The sequence below is a fragment of the Eudoraea sp. genome (assembly GCF_049665975.1).
Lineage (GTDB): Bacteria > Bacteroidota > Bacteroidia > Flavobacteriales > Flavobacteriaceae > Eudoraea.
The window spans coordinates 1-4,361 of the sequence record NZ_JBATGR010000157.1 but is presented as its reverse complement, the minus strand read 5'-3'; the positions used below and the strand labels follow the sequence as shown (position 1 = coordinate 4,361).

At 37.6% G+C, this 4,361-nt stretch carries 7 protein-coding genes and 1 tRNA gene; all 8 read right to left on the bottom strand.

The features are described from left to right. Window positions 1-347 precede the first annotated feature (347 nt). Entirely contained in the window at window positions 348-692 is a 345-nt protein-coding gene (gene rplL, locus WBN20_RS05945; RefSeq protein ID WP_424281059.1) for a 50S ribosomal protein L7/L12, read from the bottom strand. A gap of 54 nt (window positions 693-746) precedes the next feature. After that, window positions 747-1,262, bottom strand: a complete 516-nt coding sequence (rplJ, locus tag WBN20_RS05940; protein ID WP_424281058.1) for a 50S ribosomal protein L10 — start codon at window positions 1,260-1,262, stop codon at window positions 747-749. Between the two features lie 19 nt (window positions 1,263-1,281). Beyond that, a complete protein-coding gene (rplA, locus tag WBN20_RS05935; protein WP_424281057.1) occupies window positions 1,282-1,971 on the bottom strand; it encodes a 50S ribosomal protein L1 in 690 nt (229 codons plus the stop codon). Between the two features lie 21 nt (window positions 1,972-1,992). Next, window positions 1,993-2,430 carry a 50S ribosomal protein L11 gene (gene rplK / locus WBN20_RS05930; RefSeq protein ID WP_348136826.1) on the bottom strand — a complete coding sequence of 146 codons (438 nt, stop codon included), beginning with the start codon at window positions 2,428-2,430 and terminating at the stop codon, window positions 1,993-1,995. 73 nt (window positions 2,431-2,503) lie between these two features. Further along, window positions 2,504-3,055 carry a transcription termination/antitermination protein NusG gene (gene nusG, locus WBN20_RS05925; RefSeq protein WP_348136828.1) on the bottom strand — a complete coding sequence of 184 codons (552 nt, stop codon included), beginning with the start codon at window positions 3,053-3,055 and terminating at the stop codon, window positions 2,504-2,506. A gap of 11 nt (window positions 3,056-3,066) precedes the next feature. Continuing rightward, window positions 3,067-3,255, bottom strand: a complete 189-nt coding sequence (secE, locus tag WBN20_RS05920) for a preprotein translocase subunit SecE (protein WP_297706584.1) — start codon at window positions 3,253-3,255, stop codon at window positions 3,067-3,069. A 110-nt stretch (window positions 3,256-3,365) separates the two neighbouring features. After that, window positions 3,366-3,438 (bottom strand) — tRNA-Trp (locus WBN20_RS05915). A 66-nt stretch (window positions 3,439-3,504) separates the two neighbouring features. Further along, window positions 3,505-4,361 (bottom strand): elongation factor Tu (locus WBN20_RS05910; RefSeq protein ID WP_424281056.1); only part of this gene is annotated, 857 nt, incomplete at its 5' end.

The window sequence follows — 4,361 nt, the reverse complement described above, 5'->3', positions numbered from 1 at the left end:
GTTATTGGAAAGTTTTCCATGAAGGTGTTGTACAAACCCTCATTGCCCCTTTCGTCAGATTTTGTTTCAAGTTGAAAAAAATCTTGAAATGATTTAATCTGAATGTCCAAGAAATCCGGATAGTTCGGAATGTTCTTAGCGGATGCGAAGTTTACTCTTTCAGTCTGTTTTGTGAACATCAATGGACAAAATTTTGAACGTGAATACCTAAAATGGGTAGTATATTACATCATATACTATATATAAAAGGGTTTAGGTCTAGCCACCAAACAGGCGGAAAGACCTAAACCAAAACCATATGGTCTTTGCTATTATTTAAGCTCAACTTCTGCTCCAGCTTCTTCCAATTATTTTTTGATTCCTTCAGCTTCGTCTTTAGACACACCTTCTTTTACAGCTTTGGGTGCGCTATCAACGATATCCTTAGCATCTTTTAATCCAAGGCCGGTTAATTCTTTAACCAATTTAACCACAGCCAATTTAGAACCACCAGCAGCTGTTAAAATAACATCAAATTCTGTTTTTTCTTCAACTTCTTCAGCGTCACCTCCAGCGGCTCCACCTGCAGCAACTGCAACAGCCGCAGCAGCAGGCTCTATGCCATACTCATCTTTTAATATATCAGCTAACTCGTTTACCTCTTTTACGGTTAAGCTAACCAATTGTTCTGCGAAATCTTTTAAATCTGCCATTTTTCTATCGTTTAATAAAATTCTTAAATTATTCTAGTTTTTAGTGCGTATTAGTTATTTTTCAGATAATGTTTTAAGGATTCCTGCCAGTTTTCCACCTCCGGATTTTAATCCAGAAATAACATTTTTGGCCGGGGACTGTAATAGACTAATAATTTCGCCTATCATCTCCTCTTTGGATTTAATATTTACCAAAGTATCCAAATTTTCATCACCAACATAAATCGCTTCTTCTACAAAAGCGCCTTTTAATAATGGTTTGTCTGATTTTTTACGAAAACCTTTAATAAGTTTTGCGGGCCCATTACCGGTTTCTGAAAACATTAAAGAAGTATTTCCTTTTAATGTTTCAGGTAATTCACCGAATTCCTTTTCGGAAGCTTCCATTGCCTTTGCCAGTAAAGTATTTTTTACTACAGACAATTTTATGTTTGCTTTAAAGCAAGCTCTTCTTAATGCAGAGGTTGCCAAGGCATCCAATCCGGAAATATCTGCCAAATAAATCGTTGAATTATCAGCTAACTGAGCCGTCAAATCTTCTATAACGGTTGCTTTTTCTTCTCTTGTCATGATTTTAAAACGTTTACAGTTAAACTGCTTTAGGATCTAATTGGAGACTAGGACTCATAGTACTAGACATATATATACTCTTCATGTATATCCCTTTTGCTCCAGCCGGTTTTAACTTATTTAAAGTATCCAGTAATTCCTGGGCGTTACCAGCTATTTTATCCGAAGAAAAGGAGGCCTTTCCTATGGCCGCATGCACAATGCCGGATTTGTCTACTTTAAAATCTATTTTACCAGCTTTTACTTCAGATACTGCCTTAGCAACATCCATTGTTACCGTGCCTGTTTTTGGATTGGGCATTAATCCTCTAGGACCTAAAACTCGTCCTAAGGGTCCTAATTTACCCATAACACTTGGCATTGTGATTATTACATCTACATCTGTCCAACCGCCTTTTATTTTATCCAAATACTCATCCAAACCAATAAAATCTGCTCCAGCTTCCTTAGCTTCGGCTTCCTTATCTGGTGTTACCAAAGCAAGGACTTTTACATCTTTACCGGTACCATGAGGCAATGTCACAACACCACGTACCATTTGATTGGCTTTACGCGGATCTACTCCTAACCTAATTGCAAGGTCGATGCTCGCATCAAACTTTGTATTGGTTATCTCTTTTACAAGCGCAGAAGCTTCTTCAACCGTATAAAGTTTATCTTTCTCTATTTTGGCGTATGCTTCTTTTTGCTTTTTAGTTAATTTTGCCATGTTAAAATTGCTTTTAAGATTTTAAAAAGGTCTTTTCCCTGAAACTTTCAATCCCATAGATCTTGCAGTACCTGCTACCATAGACATTGCGGATTCTACGGTAAATGCATTAAGGTCAACCATTTTGTCCTCTGCAATATTCTTCACCTGATCCCATGAAACATTCCCTGATTTTACTCGGTTAGGCTCGCCAGATCCTTTTTTTATCTTAGCCGCTTCCAAAAGTTGCACTGCCGCTGGTGGTGTTTTAACAACAAATTCAAATGACTTGTCCTTATACACGGTGATAACAACAGGCAGAATTTTGCCTTGTTTGTCCTGTGTACGCGCATTAAACTGCTTACAGAACTCCATGATGTTAACGCCGGCAGCACCTAAAGCGGGTCCAACCGGTGGCGACGGATTCGCAACACCTCCCCTAACTTGTAGTTTAACTACTTTACTTACTTCTTTTGCCATTGTTTTAAATTAAATTTAAAGCGTGTTATAATTTGGAAGCAACACAACTTTTATATATATATGTAACAATTTTCTATACTTTTTCTACTTGCATGTAACTTAATTCCAATGGTGTTTTTCTGCCGAAAATTTTCACCATTACTTCTAATTTTCTCTTCTCCTCATTAATCTTTTCGACCGTCCCATTAAATCCATTAAAAGGTCCATCTATTACCTTAACAGTTTCTCCAAGGATAAATGGTATGGCAACACTGTCTGTATTTATTGCCAATTCATCTACTTTGCCTAACATTCTGTTTACTTCAGCCTTTCTCAAAGGAACAGGATCACCACCTTTTGTCTCACCCAAAAAGCCAATGACATTTGTAATAGAGCGGATAATATGAATCATTTCTCCACCCAAATTAGCTTTGATCATTATATATCCTGGAAAATAAACCCTCTCTTTGTTTATCTTTTTCCCATTTCTTATCTGTACAACTTTCTCAGTTGGAACCAACACATCTTCCAGATAATCAGCAAATCCATGACGTTCCACTTCACTTTCTATATAGCCCTTGATCTTATTCTCCTGACCACTGACAGCTCTTACTACATACCATTTCTTTTCTAATACTTCAGACATAGGTCTCAAACTTAATTAATTAAGGTGTTAAAGTAAAGTTGAATAAATTTGCTGAATACGGTATCTACACCCCAAGTTGCCAAAGCAAACAATATAGAAAACACAGCAACAATAACCATAAGGTTAGACGATTCTGCCCTTGATGGTAACGTAACATTATGTCTTAATTCTTCTATGGACTCCTTTATATAAGTTAACATACCTATTATTTTATTCCTTATTAAGAATGCAATTTTTAAACTCTATTACTCGGCCTCAAAATAAGACCCAATTCTTATATCCATCTCTATACAATCCTATTTCTGCTCTGCACGGGAGGAGAGGCTCGAACTCCCGACACCTGGTTTTGGAGACCAGTGCTCTACCAACTGAGCTACACCCGTTTATATTTACACTGAAAGGTATCCCGCCAAAACGGGACACCCTTAGCGCAAAATATTATATAGTGATTAATCTATAATCTTAGTTACCTGACCGGCACCAACCGTTCTACCACCCTCTCGGATTGCAAATCGAAGTCCTTCGCTTAATGCGATAGGCTGGATAAGGTCTACAGTAATAGTTACGTTATCACCAGGCATTACCATTTCAACACCACTTGGAAGATTTATTGTTCCAGTAACATCCGTTGTTCTAACATAGAACTGTGGACGGTAATTGTTGTGGAATGGTGTATGACGACCACCTTCTTCTTTTTTAAGGATATATACCTCAGCTTCAAATTTAGCATGTGGCTTAACAGAACCTGGCTTGCAAATAACCATTCCTCTGCTAATTTGCGATTTTTCAATACCTCTTAATAAGATACCTACGTTATCACCAGCTTCTCCTCTATCTAAAATTTTACGGAACATCTCAACCCCGGTAACTGTAGATGTTAATTTTTCAGCACCCATTCCAATAATATCCACAGGATCACCAGTATTAGCTATTCCAGTTTCAATACGACCGGTTGCAACAGTACCACGACCGGTAATTGTAAACACATCTTCAACAGGCATTAAGAAATCTTTTTCAACATCTCTTTTTGGCAATTCAATCCATTCATCAACGGCAGTCATTAATTCCATAACCGTATCTACCCACTTTTGCTCTCCATTTAAGGCGCCTAAAGCCGATCCGGAAATAACTGGTCCATTATCACCATCGTACTCGTAGAAAGACAGAAGCTCTCTTACTTCCATTTCAACAAGCTCTAATAATTCATCATCATCAACCATGTCTACTTTATTCAAGAAAACAACGATTCTTGGAATACCTACCTGACGACCTAAAAGGATATGCTCTCTGGTTTGAGGCATTGGAC